This is a genomic window from Corynebacterium camporealensis, assembly GCF_000980815.1.
In the GTDB taxonomy this organism is placed as follows: domain Bacteria; phylum Actinomycetota; class Actinomycetes; order Mycobacteriales; family Mycobacteriaceae; genus Corynebacterium; species Corynebacterium camporealense.
Map to the genome: position 1 here is coordinate 328,170 of NZ_CP011311.1, position 20,885 is coordinate 349,054.

Annotated in this window: 17 protein-coding genes and 1 riboswitch; of the genes, 8 read left to right on the forward strand and 9 right to left on the reverse strand. The window is 59.0% G+C overall.

The window, feature by feature from the left end; genetic code table 11:
* Positions 1 to 2 precede the first annotated feature (2 nt).
* From UL81_RS01620 to UL81_RS01640, 5 genes are all read left to right on the forward strand, one after another.
* Positions 3 to 4,004, forward strand: coding sequence for a DNA-directed RNA polymerase subunit beta' (locus UL81_RS01620; protein ID WP_046453181.1), 4,002 nt, complete (start codon positions 3 to 5; stop codon positions 4,002 to 4,004).
* Between the two features lie 73 nt (positions 4,005 to 4,077).
* A riboswitch (TPP riboswitch) is annotated at positions 4,078 to 4,192 on the forward strand.
* On the forward strand, positions 4,186 to 4,812 hold the full coding sequence (locus tag UL81_RS01625; protein ID WP_035106503.1) for an ECF transporter S component: 627 nt from the start codon (positions 4,186 to 4,188) through the stop codon (positions 4,810 to 4,812). (Overlaps the previous riboswitch by 7 nt.)
* Positions 4,813 to 6,210 (forward strand): ABC transporter ATP-binding protein, encoded by a 1,398-nt coding sequence (locus tag UL81_RS01630; protein ID WP_035106504.1) that lies wholly within the window; start codon positions 4,813 to 4,815, stop codon positions 6,208 to 6,210.
* Complete coding sequence (locus tag UL81_RS01635) at positions 6,203 to 6,973, forward strand: energy-coupling factor transporter transmembrane component T family protein (protein ID WP_035106505.1); 771 nt, start codon at positions 6,203 to 6,205, stop codon at positions 6,971 to 6,973. The genes UL81_RS01630 and UL81_RS01635 overlap by 8 nt, the downstream gene beginning before the upstream one ends.
* Entirely contained in the window at positions 6,970 to 7,536 is a 567-nt protein-coding gene (locus UL81_RS01640) for a nucleoside/nucleotide kinase family protein (protein WP_035106507.1), read from the forward strand. Before UL81_RS01635 ends, UL81_RS01640 begins: the two co-directional genes overlap by 4 nt.
* A 48-nt stretch (positions 7,537 to 7,584) precedes the next feature.
* Here the strand turns inward: UL81_RS01640 and UL81_RS01645 are convergent, their stop codons facing one another.
* From UL81_RS01645 to UL81_RS01675, 7 genes are all read right to left on the reverse strand, one after another.
* Complete coding sequence (locus tag UL81_RS01645) at positions 7,585 to 8,502, reverse strand: dihydrodipicolinate synthase family protein (RefSeq protein WP_035106509.1); 918 nt, start codon at positions 8,500 to 8,502, stop codon at positions 7,585 to 7,587.
* A gap of 42 nt (positions 8,503 to 8,544) precedes the next feature.
* Positions 8,545 to 9,366, reverse strand: coding sequence for an ABC transporter ATP-binding protein (locus UL81_RS01650; protein ID WP_035106511.1), 822 nt, complete (start codon positions 9,364 to 9,366; stop codon positions 8,545 to 8,547).
* Positions 9,367 to 11,439: a dipeptide/oligopeptide/nickel ABC transporter permease/ATP-binding protein gene (locus UL81_RS01655; RefSeq protein WP_046453182.1), complete on the reverse strand. Its 2,073-nt coding sequence runs from the start codon at positions 11,437 to 11,439 to the stop codon at positions 9,367 to 9,369.
* A 2-nt stretch (positions 11,440 to 11,441) separates the two neighbouring features.
* Positions 11,442 to 12,389 (reverse strand): ABC transporter permease, encoded by a 948-nt coding sequence (locus UL81_RS01660; protein WP_035106513.1) that lies wholly within the window; start codon positions 12,387 to 12,389, stop codon positions 11,442 to 11,444.
* Between the two features lie 192 nt (positions 12,390 to 12,581).
* On the reverse strand, positions 12,582 to 14,144 hold the full coding sequence (locus tag UL81_RS01665; RefSeq protein WP_035106515.1) for an ABC transporter substrate-binding protein: 1,563 nt from the start codon (positions 14,142 to 14,144) through the stop codon (positions 12,582 to 12,584).
* A 73-nt stretch (positions 14,145 to 14,217) separates the two neighbouring features.
* A complete protein-coding gene (locus tag UL81_RS01670) occupies positions 14,218 to 15,021 on the reverse strand; it encodes an alpha/beta fold hydrolase (protein WP_081961530.1) in 804 nt (267 codons plus the stop codon).
* A 342-nt stretch (positions 15,022 to 15,363) separates the two neighbouring features.
* On the reverse strand, positions 15,364 to 16,275 hold the full coding sequence (locus UL81_RS01675; RefSeq protein ID WP_052737435.1) for an alpha/beta hydrolase fold domain-containing protein: 912 nt from the start codon (positions 16,273 to 16,275) through the stop codon (positions 15,364 to 15,366).
* A gap of 124 nt (positions 16,276 to 16,399) precedes the next feature.
* Here UL81_RS01675 and UL81_RS01680 point away from each other — a divergent pair, with 124 nt between their 5' ends.
* A complete protein-coding gene (locus tag UL81_RS01680; RefSeq protein WP_035106518.1) occupies positions 16,400 to 17,098 on the forward strand; it encodes a FadR/GntR family transcriptional regulator in 699 nt (232 codons plus the stop codon).
* Here UL81_RS01680 and UL81_RS01685 read toward each other — a convergent pair.
* Positions 17,095 to 17,817: an N-acetylmannosamine-6-phosphate 2-epimerase gene (locus tag UL81_RS01685; RefSeq protein WP_046453184.1), complete on the reverse strand. Its 723-nt coding sequence runs from the start codon at positions 17,815 to 17,817 to the stop codon at positions 17,095 to 17,097. The two genes, UL81_RS01680 and UL81_RS01685, sit on opposite strands and share 4 nt — an antisense overlap.
* A gap of 20 nt (positions 17,818 to 17,837) precedes the next feature.
* A complete protein-coding gene (locus tag UL81_RS01690) occupies positions 17,838 to 18,776 on the reverse strand; it encodes an ROK family protein (protein ID WP_035106519.1) in 939 nt (312 codons plus the stop codon).
* Positions 18,777 to 18,942: 166 nt separating this feature from the next.
* Between UL81_RS01690 and UL81_RS01695 the strand changes: the two genes are divergently transcribed.
* Together UL81_RS01695 and nagB are read left to right on the forward strand one after the other, a co-directional pair.
* The gene (locus tag UL81_RS01695; protein ID WP_081961531.1) at positions 18,943 to 20,106 is read left to right on the forward strand and encodes an N-acetylglucosamine-6-phosphate deacetylase; all 1,164 of its coding nucleotides are present in this window, start codon (positions 18,943 to 18,945) and stop codon (positions 20,104 to 20,106) included.
* Between the two features lies 1 nt (position 20,107).
* The gene (gene nagB / locus UL81_RS01700; RefSeq protein WP_035106520.1) at positions 20,108 to 20,872 is read left to right on the forward strand and encodes a glucosamine-6-phosphate deaminase; all 765 of its coding nucleotides are present in this window, start codon (positions 20,108 to 20,110) and stop codon (positions 20,870 to 20,872) included.
* Positions 20,873 to 20,885 lie beyond the last annotated feature (13 nt).

Genomic DNA, 20,885 nt, shown 5'->3' on the forward strand with positions numbered 1-20,885 from the left:
ACGTGTTCGACGTAAACCTCTTCGACGAGCTCCGCATCGGTCTGGCCACCGCCGACGACATTCGTCGTTGGTCCAAGGGCGAAGTCAAAAAGCCAGAGACCATCAACTACCGCACGCTCAAGCCGGAGAAGGACGGCCTGTTCTGCGAGCGCATCTTCGGTCCTACCCGCGACTGGGAGTGCTCCTGCGGTAAGTACAAGCGTGTGCGTTACAAGGGCATCATCTGTGAGCGCTGTGGCGTCGAGGTGACCAAGTCCAAGGTGCGCCGTGAGCGCATGGGCCACATTGAACTGGCCGCTCCGGTAACCCACATCTGGTACTTCAAGGGCGTTCCGTCCCGCCTGGGCTACCTGCTGGATCTCGCTCCGAAGGATCTGGAGCGCATCATCTACTTCGCAGCCAACATCATCACCTCTGTGGATGAAGAGGCTCGCCACCAGGACCAGTCCACTCTGGAAGCAGAAATGCTGCTGGAGAAGAAGGACGTAGAAGACGACACCGAGGCAGAAATTGCTGAGCGTGCCGCCAAGCTGGAAGAAGATCTGGCTGAGCTGGAGGCTGAAGGCGCCAAGGCTGATGCTCGTAAGAAGATCAAGAACGCTGCTGAAAAGGAAATGCAGCACATCCGTGAGCGCGGCGAGCGCGAGGTCGCACGCCTGGATGAGATCTGGAATACCTTCATCAAGCTGGCTCCGAAGCAGATGATCATCGACGAGACCATCTACGACGAGCTGGTCGACCGCTACGAGGATTACTTCACCGGCGGCATGGGTGCTGAGGCTATCCAGACCCTGATCCGTAACTTCGATCTCGAGGCAGAGGCTGAGTCCCTGCGCGAGGTCATCAACAACGGCAAGGGCCAGAAGAAGATGCGTGCGCTGAAGCGCCTGAAGGTTGTTGCAGCCTTCCTGCGCTCCGGCAACGACCCGGCAGGCATGGTTCTGGACGCAATCCCGGTGATCCCGCCGGAGCTGCGCCCGATGGTTCAGCTTGACGGTGGCCGCTTCGCTACCTCCGACCTGAACGATCTTTACCGTCGTGTGATTAACCGCAACAACCGTCTGAAGCGCATGATCGACCTGGGTGCACCAGAGATCATCGTGAACAACGAGAAGCGCATGCTGCAGGAGTCTGTGGACGCGCTCTTCGACAACGGTCGTCGCGGCCGCCCGGTCACCGGTCCGGGCAACCGTCCGCTGAAGTCCCTGTCTGACCTGCTGAAGGGTAAGCAGGGCCGCTTCCGCCAGAACCTGCTGGGTAAGCGTGTGGACTACTCCGGCCGTTCGGTTATTATTGTCGGTCCGCAGCTGAAGCTGCATGAGTGTGGTCTGCCGAAGCTGATGGCTCTCGAGCTGTTTAAGCCGTTCGTCATGAAGCGCCTGGTCGAAAACGACTACGCACAGAACATCAAGTCCGCGAAGCGCATGGTGGAGCGTCAGCGCTCCGAGGTGTGGGACGTTCTGGAAGAGGCCATTGCTGAGCACCCAGTGATGCTCAACCGTGCACCTACCCTGCACCGTCTGGGTATCCAGGCCTTCGAGCCGAAGCTGGTCGAGGGTAAGGCTATTCAGCTGCACCCGCTGGCTTGTGAGGCGTTCAACGCTGACTTCGACGGCGACCAGATGGCAGTTCACCTGCCGCTGTCCGCTGAGGCTCAGGCTGAGGCCCGCGTGCTGATGCTGGCTTCCAACAACATTCTGTCCCCGGCTTCCGGTAAGCCGCTGGCCATGCCGCGTCTGGATATGGTCACCGGTCTGTACTACCTGACCATGGACAAGTCCGAGGACGAGATCGGTGGCGAGGGTCGCTACCGCGAGGCCGACGAGAACGGTCCGGCACAGGGTGTGTACTCCTCCTACGCCGAGGCCATCATGGCTCGCGACCGCGGTGTGCTCGGCCTGCAGGCTCCGATCAAGGTCCGCATCTCCCACCTGCGCCCGCCGGCAGAGATCGAAAACGAGCTCTTCCCGGATGGCTGGAACAAGGGCGATGCCTGGCTGGCAGAGACCACCCTGGGTCGCATCATGTTCAACGATCTGCTGCCGTGGAACTACCCGTACCTCGAGGGCGTCATGGTCCGTAAGGGCGGCGTGGCTAACTCGGTACTGCTGGGCGATGTCATTAACGACCTTGCAGCCAAGTACCCGATGATCACTGTGGCTCAGGTCCTGGACAAGATGAAGGACGCTGGCTTCTACTGGGCAACCCGTTCCGGCGTGACGATTACCATGTCCGACGTGCTGGTTCTGCCGAACAAGACCGAGGTGCTCGAGTCCTACGAGAAGGAAGCAGAGCGCATCGAGCGCAAGTACTGGGAGCAGGGTGCTCTGACCGAGCGCGAGCGCTACGACCGTCTGGTTGAGCTGTGGAAGGATGCAACCGACACCGTGGGTAACGCGGTCGAGGATATGTACCCGGACGACAACCCAATTCCGATGATCGTGAAGTCCGGTGCTGCCGGTAACATGCGTCAGATCTGGACCCTGGCCGGTATGAAGGGCATGGTGGTGAACTCGCACGGCGATTACATCACCCGTCCGATTAAGACCTCCTTCCGTGAAGGCCTGTCCGTGCTGGAGTACTTCAACAACTCCCACGGTTCCCGTAAGGGCCTGGCCGATACCGCACTGCGTACCGCCGACTCGGGTTACCTCACCCGTCGTCTGGTGGACGTGGCCCAGGACGTCATCGTCCGCGAAGAGGACTGTGGCACCCGCCAGGGCGTGCGCGTCCCGATCGGCGAGGCTCCGGCTGTCGAAGGCGGCAAGGCTACCCTGCACGAGCTGTGGGAGACCTCCGCTTCCGGCCGCGTCATCGCTTCCGACGTCAAGGACGACGAGGGCAACGTCATCGCCGCTGCTGGCGAGGACCTCACCGAGGAACTCACCGACAAGCTGCTGGACGCTGGCGTTACCGACCTGAAGGTCCGTTCCGTACTGACTTGCCAGACCCCGGCTGGTGTCTGCGCTAAGTGCTACGGCAAGTCCATGGCTTCTGGTCAGCTGGTCGACATCGGCGAGGCAGTCGGCATCGTCGCTGCACAGTCGATTGGTGAGCCGGGTACCCAGCTGACCATGCGTACCTTCCACCAGGGTGGTGTCGGTGGCGACATTACTGGTGGTCTGCCGCGTGTTCAGGAGCTGTTTGAGGCTCGTAACCCGAAGAACCGCGCACCGATCGCTTCTGTCGACGGCACCGTGTCCCTGTCCGACGAGGGCAACTTCTGGACCCTGACCATCCACCCGGATGACGGCTCCGACGATGTTGTCTACGAGAAGCTGTCGAAGCGTCAGGGCCTGGCTCAGGTCCGCCGCCCGATGGAGTCCAACCCAGAGGCCATGATCGAGCGCTCCCTGCGCGATGGTGACCACGTGGAGACCGGCGAGCGCCTCATGCGCGGTGCTGCCGACCCGCACGATGTGCTGGAGGTGCTGGGCCGCCGTGGCGTCGAAAAGCACCTGATCGACGAAGTGCAGGCCGTGTACCGCACCCAGGGTGTGGCCATCCACGACAAGCACATCGAGATCATCATCCGCCAGATGCTGCGTCGCGGTACCGTCATCGATGCAGGTTCCACTGAGTTCCTGCCGGGTACCCTGGTTGACCTTTCTGAGGCCAAGCAGATCAACGCCGCACAGGTTGCCGAAGGTGGCGAGCCGGCTCAGCTGCGCTCGGAGATCATGGGTATTACCAAGGCCTCCCTGGCTACCGAGTCCTGGCTGTCCGCAGCCTCCTTCCAGGAGACCACGCGTGTGCTTACCGACGCGGCTATCAACAAGCGCTCCGATAAGCTCATCGGTCTGAAGGAGAACGTGATTATCGGTAAGTTGATCCCGGCTGGTACCGGTATCTCTCGTTACCGCAACATCTCCGTCAAGCCGACCGAGGCCGCACGCAACGCTGCGTACTCCATCCCGACTTACGGCGATTCCATCTACGGCGATGACGGCTTTGCCGAGTTCACCGGCGCCTCCGTCCCGCTGGATGAGGACTTCCCGTTCTAAAGCGGTAAACGCGAAAATCCCCGTTCTGGCCCTGTTAAGGGGTATAGAACGGGGATTTTGCTATGCTGAAGCGGCAATCTAACGGGTGCTCCCGCGCTGGGGGCTGAGACTACAGACGAGACCGCCTGTAGAACCGTCGAACCTGATCCGGGTAATACCGGCGATAGGAAGGATAGAAATTTTGGGTACCTCTGTATCTTCATCCCCTGCCACCGCTTCTGTTAAACCGCAGCGCACGCTGTCGTGGCGCGTCATCGACATCGTGGTGGCCTCCGTGTTGGGCGTGGCCTGCGGCCTGCTGTTCCTGGTTTGGAATTCTGTTGGCTACGCATGGTTCCTCGCCATGGATTCGCTCACCCCTGGCTTTGGTGGCATTGCTACTGGTGGCTGGCTCATTGCCGGTGTCATTGGTGGCCTTGTCATCCGCAAGCCGGGTGCGGCCATCTACGTCGAAACGCTTGCAGCATCTGTCTCGGCAGCACTCGGCTCGCAGTGGGGCATCGGCACGCTTTACTCCGGTCTGGCCCAGGGGCTAGGCGCGGAAATCATTTTCGCGATTTTCCTCTACAAGCGTTTCAACCTTGGTGTTGCTGCACTCGCCGGGTTGGGTGCGGGCGTAGGTGCCTTCATCCTCGAGCTGTTTACCTCCGGCAACCTGGCACGCTCCCTGGAGTTCAACATCTACTACCTCATCGCGACCTCGATTTCGGGTATCGTCATCGCCGGCATCGTAGGCTACTTCCTGGTCCAAGCTTTGGCACGCACCGGCGTGCTGGATCGCTTCGCGGTAGGCCGGGAGGCACGTTAAGTGGCGGCCACGGGCATTCGCGCCCGGGGTTATGGTTGGAAGCACGCAAGCCGCAGCACTGCTGCGCTGCAGGACATTGATTTCGATATTCAGCCCGGTGAACGGGTGCTGCTGTGCGGCGATTCTGGTTCTGGCAAATCGACGCTGGTCTCCGCTATTGCAGGAGTTCTCGGCGGCGACGATGAAGGCCAGCAGTCCGGAAGCATCATGCTTTATGATGCCTACGGCGACACCCAGCAACCCGGCCGCGACGTCCCCGTCGGCTTGGTCCTCCAAGACCCCGACTCGCAGGTTGTCTACGGTCGTGTCGGCGACGACGTTGCTTTTGGTTGCGAGAACCTCGGCATCGAACGCGACGAGATCTGGCGCCGCGTCCACCACGCTGTGGACCTTGTTGGCCTCGAGGTAGGACTGGACCACCCCACGGACCGGCTGTCTGGTGGCCAGAAACAGCGCCTGGCACTTGCCGGTGTTATCGCCATGGGCGCAGGCGTGCTGCTTCTCGATGAACCCACCGCCAACCTCGACCCCGCGGGAGCTGCGTCTGTCATCGACGCTGTCGACCGCATCGTCGCTGACACCGGCGCGACACTCATCGTCGTCGAGCATAACGCGCAGCCCTGGGAGCACGTCCTCGACCGCGCCCTTTGTCTGGAACAGGGCACCATCGTCAGCGAAGGCCCCGTCGCCGATGTCCTCGCGACCCGTCCCGTGCCGCAGTTACCGTCGGCGCGAAAAGACATTGGAAACGGACACCAGACTCCGGCTCTTGCGTCTCAGGACCTATTGACCCGTTGGGGACCACCACGAAACTATGTGTTGCCGCGCGGTGCCTCGACGGTGATTACTGGGCCGAATGGCGTGGGCAAGTCCACATGGTTGATGACCATGGGTGGTTTGCTTAAACCACGCAAGGGAAAGGTGCAGGTAGCAGCTGATATTCGCGGGTCGGTCAAGGGTGCGCCCCATCAATGGTCGTCGAAGGATTTGGCCACCCGCATTGGCTTTGTCTTTCAAAATCCGGAGCACAGTTTCATTGCGCGCAACGTGCGCGAGGAAATGGAGATTGGTGCCCGGGTGATGGGCGTGGATGAGGAGCACGCGGGCATCGATAGGCTTTTGGCTTCGATGCGCTTAGAACACGTCGCTGACGCTAATCCTTTTACCTTGTCGGGTGGGGAGAAGCGCCGATTGTCTGTCGCCGCGGCACTTGTCGCCACCCCGGAGGTGTTGCTTCTCGATGAACCCACCTACGGCCAGGACCCGGAAACCTTTGCCGAGTTGGTGCGTCTGTTGCGCGAGCTTGCCGATTCTGGCACCACCATCGCCTCGGTGACCCACGACCCGCAATTTATCGCAGCACTGGGGGACTACCGCGTGGAGGTGTCCAATGGCTAACACGCGAGTAAACCTCTTAGCCGGCGTAAACCCGGTAACGCGCATTTTCGCGATGGCCGTCTTTGCCACACCGCTGCTGCTATCGGTCGACTGGGTGTCAGCAGCGGTCGCTTTGGTCATTGTGGCGGTGTTCGCGCCGCTGGTGGGTGCCGCGGACTTGTTGCGCCGGGGTTGGTTCCTCTTCGTCCTGGCGGCGCTATCGGGTGTGTCGATGTTGCTCTACGGAGACCCGGGTGGAGAAATCTACTTCTCCTGGTGGGCAATCACGATTAGTGAGAACTCCGTCGAGCTAGCCATTGCGATTACCCTGCGTGTGCTCGCCGTTGCGCTGCCGATGATTGTGCTGGCACGCGATATGGAGGCAACGGAGATCGGCGATGCGCTGTGCCAGATTCTGCGCTTACCGCCGCGATTCGTACTGGGTGCCGTTGCAGCGGTGCGCATGTTTGCGATGCTCCAAAACGACTGGGAAACGCTTTCGCTAGCCCGTAGGGCACGCGGCCTGGCGGATGAGGGACGCATCAAACGCTTAGCGACGATGGCCTTTGCCCTCCTGGTTCTCGCCCTACGGCGCGGCGGAAAACTAGCCACCGCAATGGAAGCTCGTGGCTTTGCGCGCGTTGGGACGCGCCAGCGAACGTGGGCTCGATCATCGACACTTGTGCGCAAGGACTACCTAGTTATGGTGGTAGTGGTGGGACTCGCAGCCGTGCCGGTGGTAGTTTCGGTGGTTACTGATTCCTGGAGATTCTTTGGATTATGACTGTAGATAGTGATTTAGACCGCCTACTTAATGACATTGAAAGGGCCGTCGCTTCGCGAAAACGGCCCATGCAACCGGTAACCGTATTAATTGACGGACCGTCTGGTGCGGGCAAGACGCTCGCAGCCAGTGTTTTAGCTGAAAGAACGGGGTGGCGCGTAGTTCACCTCGATGAGTTTTATCCTGGCTGGTATGGCTTGCAAGAAGGCTCCCGCATGGTGCACGAGCAAGTGCTGCGCGGGATGAACCCCGGTTACTGGCGGTGGAACTGGGAAGCTGGTGCCCCTGGCGACTGGGCCAGCCTCGATGTGCGTGACAGCCTCGTCGTCGAGGGCGTGGGCACCGTCACCGACGACAACATCGAAGCCGCCAAGGAACGCGGCGCAGTGATCACCGTAAAAATCGACGGCCCGCGCGATGAACGCCGCGCCCGCGCCATCAAGCGCGACCCCGACTACGACGAGTGGTTTGAGACCTGGGAAGAGCAGGAGAAAGAATACTTCGACACCCTCGCCGTCGATGCAGAATTTGTGTGGAAATGGGACGAAGACCCAGCCACGTAAATATGTGACCGGGCCTTCGGGTCCTGTCGCTGATGAATACTGAGCTAGTTAGAGCAGTTCATTGGCTTTAAGAACCTGTCGTACAGCCTCAGTTTCTTGTGCATTAAGCGCAGTAACTGGGGCTGGCATCGTATTGGACTCAAAGACACCGAGCAGCTGCAGGGCAGTCTTGAAGCCGCCTACGCCGCAACCGAAGCCGGCGACAGATGTTGCCAGGCGTGCGACCAACATGAGGTCGGCCAGTCGGTCTTGTTCCTCGCGGACGGTATCCCAGTCGCCAGCCTGGAAGGCAGCCCATTGGCGTACGTAAGCGTGCGGGTCGACGTTGCCGAGACCTGGCACGCAGCCATCGGCACCTGCCAGGTAGGCGCCATCGACAACAACTTCATGGCCGGTAAATAGCGCTAGCGGATGACCGGCTGCGCGATTAGCCAGCACGAGGTTGCGGAAGGACACATCGTCGCCCGAGGAGTCCTTCACACCAGCGAGAACGCCTTCGCTACCCAAGCGCACCAGCATCTCTACTGGCAACTTGGTGTGCACGCAGACGGGAATGTCGTAGGCGAAGACGGGTAGTTCACTGGCTTCGTGGATGGCACGGAAGTGGTTTTCGACCTGTGCCATTCCACCTAATGCGTAGAAGGGAGCGGTAACCACGACGCCATCAGCGCCGTAGCGTTCTGCAACCTTGACCTGCTCAATCACGCGAGCCGTCTGGGTATCGATGCAACCAACCAGCACGGGTAGACGACCATCGACGACGTCCATGGTCTCGGAGATGATCTGTTCGCGCTCGGTATTGGTGGCAAATGCACCTTCGCCGGAGGAACCGAGGATGAAAAGGCCGTGCACGCCGGCATCGATAAGCCGCTGCAGGTTCTTGGCGTATGACTCTGAATCCAGAGTGCCGTCAGGGTGACGGGCAATGACGACGGGTGGGACAACTCCCTGGGTAGGGATAGACATGCTCATCCTTTCCAGATGACGAGCGTTGACACGCTCACAGTTTTAAAGATTTGGGTGCAACAGGGATGGAGCAGCACCCAACAGCTTGCGGGTGTAGTCGTCCTTTGGGTTGGCAAAGACTTCAGCAGCTGGACCATCTTCGCGGACTTCGCCCTTGTACATCACGGTGATGCGGTCGGAGATGTAGCGCACCGTTTGGATGTCGTGGGAGATAAAGACCATCGACAGCCCCAGCTTCGCTTTGAGCTCGGTCAGCAGATTCAGAATCTGCGCGCGCACAGAGACATCGAGTGCCGAGGTTGGCTCATCGGCGATGATGACATCGGGTTTGAGAGCGAGAGCACGGGCGATAGCGACGCGCTGGCGCTGGCCACCAGAAAGCTGGCCCGGCAGGGCATCGAGTGCGGAGGTAGGAAGACCGACTAAGCCGATGAGCTCCATGACGCGTTCTTGACGCTCCTGCGGAGTACCAACCTTGTGCACGTTGAGTGGGTCGATTAGTTGTTCGCGAACGGCCATGCGGGCATTCAATGCGGTCGAGGGGTCCTGGAAGACCACGGAGACCACACGGCCCATCTTGCGGCGGTGAGCCGGGGTGCGCTTGGTGACCTCTTCGCCTTTGAAGAAGACCTGACCATCGGTGGGTGTCTGCAGACCACACATCACGTTTGCGGTGGTGGACTTGCCACAACCGGACTCGCCCACCAGACCGATGGTCTCGCCTTGGTGGAGCTTGAGGTTCACGCCGTTGACTGCCTTGACCCAATTCGGCTTGAAGATGGGGCCGGTACGGGACTTGAAGTGTACCTTGACGTCCCGGAGCTCAATGATGGGCTCGGAACTAGCTTTCAAAGGAGTGCTCATTTACTTTTCCTTTCCCATTGCGGCGTACTCGGCGTCGCTGAGCTGTGGGCCGTCGAGCTCGCCTGCAGCTTCCTTGCGGGCTGCGTAGTGCAACTCGTCGGGAAGGTCTGCGTAGACGTGCATGGTGCCAGGTACTTCGCGCATCACAGGGCGGGTTTGCAGACCCACCGACGGGTGCGAGGAACGAGGTGCGAAGCGGTCGCCGTCGGGGAAGTCCGCGGGCGACGGCACAGCACCTGGTACCTGATGGAGTTTGCCGTGACCGGATTCGATGGAGAGAACTGCACCCAGCAGACCGCGGGTGTATTCGTGCTGCGGGTCGGTGAGCAGTTCCTTGGTGGAACCCTGCTCGATGACCTGACCGGCGTACATCACGGTGATGGAGTAGGCGACCTCAGCAACCAGTGCCAGGTCGTGGGAGACGAACACCATCGCAAAGCCCAGCTTCTGCTGGAGTTCCTTGATGAGTTCGATGACCTGCTTTTGCACGGTCACATCCAGTGCAGTGGTCGGCTCGTCGGCGATGACCAGCTGTGGGTCACGGGTTAGAGCCATAGCGATGAGCACGCGCTGACGCTGACCACCAGAGAGCTCGTGTGGGTAGGACTCGAGCGTGCGCTTCGGGTCCAGACCGACCAACTCAAGCAGTTCCTCAGTGCTGCGGGTACCGCCGCGGGAGGTTAGCTGCTTCATCTGGGTGCGAATCAACATCGATGGGTTCAACGCCGACAGCGCGTCCTGGTAGACCATCGAGATTTCATTGCCCAGCAGCTTCTGGCGCTCTTCAGCGCGCATCTTGAGCAGATCCTGGCCCTGGTAGATAATCTCACCGCTGATGTCGGCGGAAGGATCCAGCAGGCCCATCACAGCAAGCGAGGTAATGGACTTACCACAACCAGACTCACCCACCAGGCCCATGGTCTCGCCGGCAGCGACAGAGAAGGACACATGGTCTACGACGTTGACGTCACCGTGGCGTGGGAACTTGATGCAGAGGTCTTTGACCTCGAGCAGTGGCGTTGTATTCGGGGCAGGGGAGAAGCGGTCTTGTCGTTTCTCCTCAACCTCCCGCAACGCGGCGAGTTTCTCTTCGAGGGACTCACGCTGTACGGCGTATGCACGAACCGGGTCAACCAGCAGCTTGTCGGCCTCACGGGCAGCATCGACATCGTGGTCGTCGAAGGAGGGGCCCTTCGGTGCAGCGACCATGGCGTCGGTAATGCCCTCGGACAAGATGTTGAGGCAGAGCACGGTAATCATGATCATCAGGCCAGGGAACAGTGCCTGCCACCATTCGCCGCGCAGCACGCCTTGCTGTGCGGAAGACAGGATATTACCCCACGTAGGAACCGGCTCTTGCAGACCTGCGCCAATAAAGGTCAGGGATGCCTCGAGGATGATGGCGTCGGCGACCAGCACGGTAGCAAACACCAGGACGGGTGCTGCACAGTTGCGAGCAACGTGCTTGACCAGAATCCACGGTGCACGAGCACCGGAGACGACCACTGCGTTGACGTAATCCTCGCCGTACTCAGAAAGCACGTTTGCGCGCACGATACGAGTCAGCTGCGGGATGTAGACGAAGGCAATGGAGAAGATAATCACGCCGAGCATGAAGCCCGGGCGGTTCGGGTCGCGGAAGACGACGACTGCAACCGCAACCAGGGCGATGCCTGGCACGGACATGACGACGTCCATGATGCGCATGATGACCTCAGAGACCGACTTGCGCGATACCGCGGCTAGGGAGCCAAAGAGAGCACCGAAGAAGAGTGCAGTCAGTGTGGCAAGAATGCCGACTGCCAGGGAGTAACGACCGCCGTAGAGCAGTCGGGACAACACGTCGCGACCCAGGTTGTCGGTACCGAAGAGATATTCACCGCTGGGCGGCTGGCCCTTGATGTCGATGAACGTTGGATCGTGAGGTGCAAGCAGGGGAGCGAAGATGGCGCTGAGTGCAACCAGGACCAACACGACGAGCGAGATCTTGGAACCCAGGCGCATCTGCTTCCACCCCTTAAAGCGATGGGTGGTGTTGGGATCGGAAAGCTTGGTAGCAAGATTTTTACGCATGACTAGACCGCCCTAATGCGTGGGTTGATCAGGATGTAGAGCAGATCAACGATGATGTTGACAATGATGAAGGCGATGGCAACCACGAGAGTTGCGCCCTGCACCACGGTGACCCAGTTGAAGGAGATGCCGTCGATAAGCACACGGCCCATACCCGGCAGGGAGAAGATGATCTCAATAACGACCGCGCCACCCATGAGGTAACCAACGCGCAGACCCAGCACAGTCACTGGAGTAATCAGCGCGTTGCGCAACACATTGCGGGCAATCACGGTGGTCTTTGGAATACCCGCACCAAGTGCAGTGCGGACGTAGTCGCGGTCGAGTTCTTCCACCATGGACGTACGTACCACGCGGGTGAGCTGACCAATAACTGGAACAGCCAAGGCAACTGCAGGCAAGAACATACGAGCTGCCCAACCGGCGAAATCTTCAGTCGGGGAAGGCAGTGCTCCTGCCACGGGCAGCTTGCCCAGGAATACCAGGACCAGCAGGATAGCGAGCCAGAAAGAAGGCATCGCGATGCAGATAACGGAGATAACGCGAATCAGCTGGTCGACCCACTTGTCGCGGTACAACGCAGCAAGCACACCGAGTGGGAAAGCGAAGATGACTGCGATAATCAGGCCCATGAAGGTCAATTCCAACGTGACCGGGAGGGCCGCAAAGACCTTCTCTGCCACGGAGGCGCCATTTTGACCGTAGGTACCCAAATCGCCTTGGAGCATGCCAGCCAGATAGCTACCGAACTGGACGATCCAGGGGTCATAAAGACCGTTTTCCACGCGGTAGGCTTCTAGCTGTTCCGGAGTAGCGGAGTCACCCAGAGCTGAATACGCGGGATCGATGGGGGACAATGACATCAGCACAAAGACCAGGAAAGTCACACCCACGACCATGATGGGAAGAGCGATAATCCTGCGGCCGATTAGTCGGATTAGATTGTTCATCGGGAACGCGCTCCTGTATGAGGACAACAAGAATTGATTTAGTTATGAAGGCTGCGCGTCGCGCCGGTATGCGGCGTAACGAGAGCTGAAATCTTTGGGGTGTACCGGGCCGGAACCTGCTGTGTGGCGACAGGCTCCGGCGCGGCGGGCAAGCCAGCGACGGTGGCTTGCAGAATGCGGGGGCGCTGAGTCTTATTCGCTGACTTGCGCCGGGACAGCCCACAGGCCGGTGGTTCCGATGGACTTGAAGTCGGAGACCTTATCGGCGTTGTAAGCGGTAATCATGGTGCGGTGGAACAGCGGGTAGATCGGGACCTCTTCAGACAGCAGGTCTAGAGCTTCGTTCCACTTCTGCTGCTGCTCGTCACCTTCCAGGGTGGTTGCTTCCTGAACGATGTCGTTGAGCTCTTGGTAAGCCTCCGGGTCAGACTCCTGCCAGAAGCTGCGCTTTTGAGTCCAGACGTTGTCGCCGTACCACCAGTTGATTAGCAGGGCCGGGTCGTTACCGAAGACGGAAGGATCGCCCGGTGCCAGAGCAACGTCGAAGGTTGGGTCGTCTACATCCAGATGGTTGGAGTACAACGAAGCCGAAGCCTCAGACTGCAAAGCAGTGTCGATGCCAACTTCCTTCAGATCGTTTTGAATCTGCGGAGCCAGGCTCTCAATCCACGGGTGGTCGGTGTTGACCAGAGTGATGGACAGGTCATCGACGCCAGCTTCGTCCAGCAGTTCTTTAGCCTTCTCCGGGTCGTAGTTGTAGACCGTGGACGCCTCGTGGAAGTTCGGGTGCGACTCCGGCAGGAAGGACTTAGCAGGCTTGGCCTTGCCGTCCATGTTGTTGGAAATCAACTTCTCGGTATCGATGGCGTAGAAGAATGCCTGGCGAACCTTCGGGTCGTTGAACGGTTCCTTCTGAGTGTTAAACAGCAGGAACGGCAGGTTGAAGCCATCGACTTCATCGACGGTCATGTTGGCGGCAGCCAGCATGTCAACGGACTCAGCCGGAACAGCCTCCATCACGTCAATCTCGTCGGCGCTAGCGGCGGTGTTACGTGCGGTGTCATCCTTGATGACGTCCCAGACCAGCTTGGAAGCACCAGCTGGGTACTCACCGTTGTAGTGCTCGTTAGGAATCGCGGTGATCTGGGAGTCAGTGATGGACTCATAAGCGTAAGGGCCAGTGCCGATCGGCTGGTGGGTAAGGTCCTCATCACTTGCGGATTCCGGAACAATCTTGACCACGGCCAAGCGGTTTTCCACCAAGGAGAAAGGCTGGTCCAGCTTGATAGTGATGGTGTTGTCATCCTTAGCTTCCACCGAGTCGATAAAGTCCAGCATGGTGGCATACAGGTTGCCGTCTTCCATAGCGCGGTCGAAGGAAGAAACCACGTCGTCCACGGTGACATCAGTGCCATCGGAGAACTTCGCACCGTCGCGCAGGGCGATTTCGAGTTCGGTGTCGGAGACCTCTGTTGGTTCACCAGCAGCAAGTGCCGGGTAGGTGGAGTAGTCGTTCATGTTGAACTCGTACAGACCTTCCATCACATGCCAGTTGGTGCCCAGTGCGAGAGCAGAAGAAGTCTCAGACGGGTGGTAGTTAGTGGTTTCGTACGCCACGCCCAGGTGCAGTTCGCCTTTGCCGCCGCCTTCGCCACCGGAAGCGGCGTCGCCGGAATCAGAACCACCGGAGCAGGCGGTGAGGGTCAAAGCCATCGCAGCAACGACGGCGGTCAACCCGCGCTTTGCGTTCTTCATTTTCAGTACCTCTTTCACAGGGGTCGTGCGGTGCGGCCCGCCGTCGCGGATGCACCAATTAGGGGCTATCTAGTTATGCCTCCAGGCTGAAAGGAGCTTTGGCAACAAACTCCTTTAGCTCTGAGAGGAATTCAGGGAGAAATTCGGGAACGATGGAGTGTGTTCCACCCGGCAATAAACGTCCGCTCAGCAGTGGGTTGCCTAGCGCAACAAGCTTGTCGATGCCGCTTTGGCGCACCAAACAATCTGGCCCGTCGCTGGTGATGATGCGCGCTGGGACTCGCAACTGAGAAACCAGGTCAGTCCATTCATCGGAAAAGCTAACGATGCCCGTGGCAATCAAGTTGAGATCCACATTGGCCTGTCCCCAGACCCAGCCAATCTGTTCTTGCTTGCTCCACTCCGAGCGCAGCGTGGAGTTATCCACGATTGCGGTGGCGGGGTCAGTAGCCCAGCGATCCGTACGCTCCAATGCAGCGGTAACGCCATCGGCATAAGCCCGACGTTGCGCGGCGCTGAGCCAGGCGGGATCTGCCAGCAGAAGTCCGCGTACCAGCTCAGGATGCTTAGCACCCAGCACTGTGGCGATTGCACCGCCCATGGAATGACCTACCAATACAGCGGACTGATCGGTGATGTGGTGGATGTAGTCCACGGCCTCGGCTGCTGCAGCAACAGAGGCGCCGAAGGGATCGCTGAGTTCAGTGGATTCAAAGCGGCGGGATTGTCCGTGTCCGAGAGAGTCAAGGGCAAAAACATGGAAGTCGTCTTCCAACTGGCGGGTTAATGTTGCCCACCACAGATTGGAGTTGCTTACGCCGTGGAGGAAGACGAGCACAGGCTTACCCGGGCACCCGCTTACTGAGTAGTGCAACATGGGGTCCTCCCGGGAAACGTCGATGCTGTTATTGCCTGAATCACACTGGGGGTAGTCGTGTGATTCATCTTCAGGATATAGGTATGACGTCTGATGCTGAACCCCGTTTGAGAAATTTAGCCCCACTAGAGGGGAGGAAACGATGAACAAAAAGGGTAGAGATGTGTCTTTTTGTCGTTGTTACGCATGTGAAAACAGGCGCTACCTACAGGTGAAACTGCAGGTAGCGCCTCTAAGAGTCAGATCTTCGGTCAACGTTCTGCGCAGGGAGAATGAATCCTCGGGTGTGGGAGGAATCATGTTTTAGTGTTCCTGCCCCCGCTTGGGGTTAATGACACTCAGCTACTTCGCAGAGTGATCTGCAACTGCGTTGCGCAGGAAGCGTCCGATGCTTGCCTGTCGCTCTTGCTGGCTATCGATGGGGTAATCCAGGGAACCGTGGAACGTGCCTTCCCACATGTGCAATTGGCAATTCACTCCAGCATCGACTGCATTCAAGGCGAAATCGATGCCCTCGTCACGCAGCGGATCGACGGGATTGACCACCACGTACCACGCTGGCAATGAATTCGCGGCAGCATGGATGCGAGCTACTGCTTCGGATGCGGGCGGGTACACCTCCTCCGGTGAGGTGCTACCGCAGTACGCGCGCCAGGCATGCTCAGCAGCTCGGCGCGTCCAGATAGGTCCTTCGGCGAAGCTGTACATGGACGACGTATCCAGGGTGGGATCCAGACAGGGTTCCAGGAAGACCGCTCCGGCAATCGACCGTCCGGGCACAGAAAGAAAGTCCACGAGTGCGGTGTACAACAAACCGGAACCCGCGGAGTCGCCGTAACCAAGTAACGGCGCATCCGGATAGTGCTTAGCTGCCCATTCAAAGGCGGCGGCCACGTCCTCCTTGCCGGCGGGGAAGGGGTGTTCCGGTGCTAAGCGGTAGTCGGGCGAGACCACGATGACCTCATGTCGTTGCGCTAATTCAGTATTACGAGCGTCGTCGTAGATAGCTTTGCCGGCCACGTAACCGCCGCCGTGTGGAGCAATCATCACCGGAGTCGTCGGGGTGGCTGAAGGGGGCGTGAAGATGCGCAGCGTTATCCCGCGTGCTTCAGCAACGCTCAGCAACGAGTTGTCACTGTCATCTGCTGCAGAAGCAAAAATTTCTTCGCCCTCTGCGCGTAAGGATTCCACATCCCACGTCGTCTGTTTCGGGGCAGTGACATTGGCATGCAATTCGGGGTGTAGGTAAAACACGATCTTCCTCGATCTAGTTATCGGCTAAAGCGATTAGGCCATGTATTGGTCTGAAGTATGATGTTATCTGTTAGAAACATTCTGCGGGCTGTTGTCTTTACAGTTCGCTACGGAGGAGGACGCGATGCCGCAGACCAGTAGCGCTGCTACTCAGGCACAAGAAGGGATTATCGAATATATCCGCAGCAACCACCTCAGTGCAGGCGATATCCTGCCGAGCGAGGCTGTTTTGTGTGACGAGCTCGGGTTCTCTCGTACCTCTATTCGCGAGGCAATGCGCACTTTGAGCTCGCTTGACATCGTGGAAGTCCGCCATGGCCACGGCACTTATGTCTCGAAGATGTCGCTGTCGCCGTTGGTGCGCGGCATGGTATTGCGCATCATGCTGAGCTCCGCTGATTCACTGCCCATGCTGGAGCATGTCGTCGATGTGCGTAGCACGATTGATTACAGCGTGGCCGAAGAATTAGCGCAGCAGTGGAACGAAGCAGATACGCAAGAACTCGAAGGCATCGTTGGTGAAATGCGCGCGGCCGGCCGTGCGGGCAGGCCCTTCTTAGAAGAAGATCGGCGCTTCCACCAGGCGTTGTTGGAGAATGTCTCCAATCCGCTGCTGCGGGAGTTCTCTGATGCGTTCTGGGAGATCCACATGGAGGTCGTCCCGCAGCTCAAAGTGGCGATGCCCGGCGATATCGAAGCCACCATCGATACCCACGCTGACATCGTCGAAGCATTGGGACGCGGCGACGTCGAAGAGTACCGCCGCCTTGTCGATCAGCACTACGAGCCGCTGCGCCGAGCTATCAAAGCCAACGAAGCCTAACGCAGCAGCGACGCAAACTGGGCAGTAATAAAGCCTGGGTCAGTAATCGCGGTTCCGGCAATAATTGCGTCGGCACCTGCCAGGCGTCCGTGAGCAACATCAGCAGGGGTATGGAATCGGCCTTCGCCGATCAAGAATGCGTCCTCCCCGACGAGCGTGCGGCCCTCGCGCAGGCAATCAAAATCAGGGCCCGTCGTCTTCTCGCGGTCAGGGGTGTATCCGGCCAAGGTCGTAGACAGCAGATCTGCACCAGCTTCATGCGCATTCGCGATATCTTCCGGGGTGGCGCAATCGGCCATAATAAGAGAGCCTTCAGCGTGGGCGACTCCTACCAAATCGGCGAAGGTAGACCCATCCGGACGCGGGCGCGATGTAGCATCAGCGCACACGACAGCAGCTCCTGCTGCGATAACGGCCTTGACCGATTCTTTGGTGGGCGTGATGTAGACACCGGTATCGCCTTCTTTGGTCAATCCAAAGACCGGAACGTTACACTCCTGGGCAATAGAAGAGATATCTTCGACACCGCCGTAGCCACCACAGCGAATCGCGGGTGCACCACCGTCGACGCAGGCACGAGCAATTTTGGTCAGCGCGTGAGTATCACGCAGTGCATGACCGTCTGCGGCTTGGCAAGAAACAATGAGCTGGCCACGAATAATCTCGATGAGCTCCGCACGCTTGTCCTCCAGCGTGGTGGCGTGAAAATCAAAAGTCATGGGGAATTCCTTTCCAGTTATTAAAGGGCGTGTTCACGTGCATAGGACGCGCCAGCAATGAGCTGGGCGTTACCGCTCAGTGCGCTGTCCAACACAGGGATATCGCGATTAGGGGCAAGAGCGGCATCCTTAATGCCGCGGCGCAGGGGATCAGTAATGAGTGTTCCAATACCGCAGACACCGCCGCCCAGCACGATCCCGGAAATATCAAAAGCGCTGACGAGGCCACCTAACGTACGCCCTAAGCCGTAGAGGTTTCCGTCGATGATGTTGCGGGCGAGTTCATCGCCATCGCGATAGCGGTGAATGACTTCCGGAAGATCGACAGGACAGGCGGCCGGCGAGGTCCACGGGATCTGGTGGGAATCAGGTTCTCTGCTCAACACGGCGTAATAGCGGGCAAGCGATGGGCCTGCGGCGATGTTTTCGGCACGATCGGCGTATCCGCGAAAGTCTGCAGTGACCAGTTCTGAAAACTCGCCAGCACTTCCAGTGGGACCACCGATGATTTCTCCGTCGTCGACAATTGCGCCGCCTACGCCAGTGCCTAATGCGAGATACAGCACGCGCCCAGAAAGTTGCTGCCCGGCACCAAGATGATGCTCGCCCCAGGCCCACATGCGCACATCGTTGTGGCAGGCCACTGGGGCATCACTGTGCTTGGCGACGATGGCACGCAAGTCCGTTCCTGCCCAGCCAGGCACCGTGGGGCCAGCGGACACAATGTCGCCTTGGGGCGCAAGGACGATCCCCGGTGCGCCAATAGCGATGCGAGTTGGAGCAGTATCAGCATCAGCAAGAGCAAGCTCTAATGCCACATGCAGTTGTTCTGCGACGGTAGAACCTGGCGGTTGGGAGGGAAGTCGCCCCTCGCCAAAGACTTCAGTGGGTACTGCATCATCCACCCATCCATAAGCGATTTTGGTTCCGCCTATATCGAAAGAAAGAGTGGCAGGCATGCGATCTCCTGGCAGTATTGAGGGGAAGGTAGAACACCTATTATGTGGCTGATAATACATCATATGTGCGCTGCAAACAGGTCTTTTGTGTTAAACGATAGACGTATGATGAGTGATAGTGCATAGTGGGTATGAAAGCCTTGATGGCAAGAAAAGGATGGTCGCCATGAACGTTGCTGCTGCAGAACAAATCAGTGAGCTGCGCGGACGCTTTGTGGGACCAGATGGCGAGTTCACTGGTCGGGTACGCATCGATGGTGAGTACATTGCCGAGGTTGAGTCGGGGGCGTCGTCAGGTACTGACGAGGAGCTCACCTGGGTGCCGGGCTTTGTGGACTTGCATAACCATGGCGGAAACTTAGGTGCATTTCCCTCCGGGACGTTGGAGGAATGCCGACAGGCGGCAGATTTCCACCGTGCCCACGGAACGACGACGTTGTTGGCATCGTTGGTCTCCGGAAACCGTGCTGAGCTGTGCGAGCAAGCAGCAATTCTGGCGCAGCTAGCGGAGTCCGGCGACATTGCAGGTATCCATATGGAAGGCCCGTTTGTGAATGCGGGCAAGTGCGGGGCGCAGGACCCCTCCCGCATCGTGGAGGGCGACCCGGAGTTGTTTGCCTCCGTCATTGATGTCGCAGGTGGACACCTTCGTGCGATCACATTTGCACCAGAAACGGCAGCCGTACCAGAGCTTCTGGATTTGTGCGCCCATCACAACATTATTGCCGGCCTCGGACATACGACCGCTGATTATGAACTGACTGCGTCGGTGATCGCGCAGGCCCGTGAGCGCGGGGTGACGGTGACGGCAACGCACCTGTTTAATGCAATGCCCCCGGTCCATCATCGCGAGCCAGGCGCGGTCGCAGCGCTGCTCAACGCGGCGAAGGCGGGGGAGGCCTACATCGAATTGATTGCTGATGGCGTGCACCTAGCCGACGGCACCGTCGACATGGCGTATTCCGGACGCGCATTTGCGATTACCGATGCGATGGAAGCAGCCGGCGTAAGCGACGGCGAGTACAAACTTGGCCACCTGCGCGTGCAGGTCACCGATGGCGTCGCGCGCGTGGATAGCGGCTCGATTGCCGGTGGTACGTCCACTCTGGCAGAGCAGTTCGCTCGCTTTGCCAGGCGCCACGGTCTGTCTGAAGCAGTCCGCTTTACCTCTACTACGGCAGCGCGCGTGCTTTACGATGCCGGGTGGCATCAGGCAGCCACGCTGGGTGAGGTGGGCATCGGAAAGCGTGCGAACTTAGTGGGCCTGGATGAGCAACTGCGGGTGCGCAGAGTGATTAGTGCTGGAAGAGAATTAAGCAGAGAGGATTGACATGGAGATTTTGATTCGCCCGGATGCGGCAGCGGTGGCACAGCAGGCAGCAGACATTCTGGAAGATTATGTGCGCGCAGGAAAGACGCTGGGACTGGCCACAGGTTCCACGCCGAATCCGACGTACCAGGAGTTGATTCGCAGACATCGTGAGGCAGGGCTCTCTTTCGCGGAATGCAAAGCATTCTTGCTGGATGAATACTGGGGCCTGCCGCGTGAACACGAGCAGTCCTACTACTCCACAATTCGCCGCGAACTGACCAGCCATATTGATATTCCAGATGCCGAGGTGCACAGCCCGGATGGCACGAATACGGATTACCGAGCTGCCGGTGAGGACTATGAGCAGGCGATTACTAATGCCGGTGGAGTAGACGTGCAGATTCTGGGTGTTGGTACGAATGGCCATATTGGCTTTAATGAGCCGGGCAGTTCGCTCAGTTCTGTCACGCGCATTAAGACGCTGCACCCGCAGACGGTGACAGATAATGCCCGCTTCTTTGGTGGCGAAGAGGATGTCCCGCGCCACGTGCTGACCCAGGGGCTGGGAACCATTCAGCGGGCCCGGCACTTGCTGTTGCTAGCAACGGGCGAAGGTAAAGCTGGTGCCGTGGCCGCGCTGGCCGAAGGGCCATTGTCAGCGTTTTGCCCGGGTTCGGTACTGCAGCTCCACCAGCACGCAACAGTGGTGGTTGATGATGCTGCAGCAAGCAAATTGCGCAACAGTGAGTACTACCGCTTTGCTGATGCGAACAAGCCTGCGTAGCACGTAAAAGCAG

Bases quoted from the DNA above. Each gene is read 5' to 3' on its own strand.
- nagB (WP_035106520.1), top strand. From the start codon at position 20,108: ATGGAGATTTTGATTCGCCCGGATGCGGCAGCGGTGGCACAGCAGGCA.
- UL81_RS01655 (WP_046453182.1), bottom strand. From the start codon at position 11,439: ATGCGTAAAAATCTTGCTACCAAGCTTTCCGATCCCAACACCACCCAT.
- UL81_RS01645 (WP_035106509.1), bottom strand. From the start codon at position 8,502: ATGTCTATCCCTACCCAGGGAGTTGTCCCACCCGTCGTCATTGCCCGT.
- UL81_RS01680 (WP_035106518.1), top strand. From the start codon at position 16,400: ATGCCGCAGACCAGTAGCGCTGCTACTCAGGCACAAGAAGGGATTATC.
- UL81_RS01670 (WP_081961530.1), bottom strand. From the start codon at position 15,021: ATGTTGCACTACTCAGTAAGCGGGTGCCCGGGTAAGCCTGTGCTCGTC.
- UL81_RS01685 (WP_046453184.1), bottom strand. From the start codon at position 17,817: ATGACTTTTGATTTTCACGCCACCACGCTGGAGGACAAGCGTGCGGAG.
- UL81_RS01640 (WP_035106507.1), top strand. From the start codon at position 6,970: ATGACTGTAGATAGTGATTTAGACCGCCTACTTAATGACATTGAAAGG.
- UL81_RS01690 (WP_035106519.1), bottom strand. From the start codon at position 18,776: ATGCCTGCCACTCTTTCTTTCGATATAGGCGGAACCAAAATCGCTTAT.
- UL81_RS01665 (WP_035106515.1), bottom strand. From the start codon at position 14,144: ATGAAGAACGCAAAGCGCGGGTTGACCGCCGTCGTTGCTGCGATGGCT.
- UL81_RS01660 (WP_035106513.1), bottom strand. From the start codon at position 12,389: ATGAACAATCTAATCCGACTAATCGGCCGCAGGATTATCGCTCTTCCC.
- UL81_RS01635 (WP_035106505.1), top strand. From the start codon at position 6,203: ATGGCTAACACGCGAGTAAACCTCTTAGCCGGCGTAAACCCGGTAACG.
- UL81_RS01695 (WP_081961531.1), top strand. From the start codon at position 18,943: ATGAACGTTGCTGCTGCAGAACAAATCAGTGAGCTGCGCGGACGCTTT.
- UL81_RS01650 (WP_035106511.1), bottom strand. From the start codon at position 9,366: ATGAGCACTCCTTTGAAAGCTAGTTCCGAGCCCATCATTGAGCTCCGG.